Consider the following 293-nt stretch of genomic DNA (forward strand, 5'->3'; position numbering starts at 1 on the left):
GGCTGCTCAACCGTGACAGTCACCGTGGCATCATCAGTCGAACCATCCGGATAAGTCACCTTAACCGGAACCTCAATCTTCGTACCAGGCTCAGCGCCCTCAGGAATGGTCACCTTGACGGAACCATCCTCGTTAACGGTCACACCCTCCGGCGCGCCCTCGCCCTTTTCAAACTTGGTGCCCTCCGGCGGAGTGGTCTCCTTGCCGTCGCCGTCCTTAAACGTCGGCTTCTTAATCTCGACGTCATCACCCGGCTTACCAGAGCCGTTCTCATACTCAGGAGTGTACTGGTC

At 57.7% G+C, this 293-nt stretch carries 1 protein-coding gene; it reads right to left on the reverse strand.

The genetic code is table 11. The features are described from left to right. On the reverse strand, positions 1-293 hold a 293-nt coding region (locus tag HMPREF3056_RS09775; RefSeq protein ID WP_198531321.1), incomplete at both ends, for a YPDG domain-containing protein.

The organism is Corynebacterium sp. HMSC056F09 (assembly GCF_001815785.1).
GTDB lineage: Bacteria > Actinomycetota > Actinomycetes > Mycobacteriales > Mycobacteriaceae > Corynebacterium > Corynebacterium hiratae.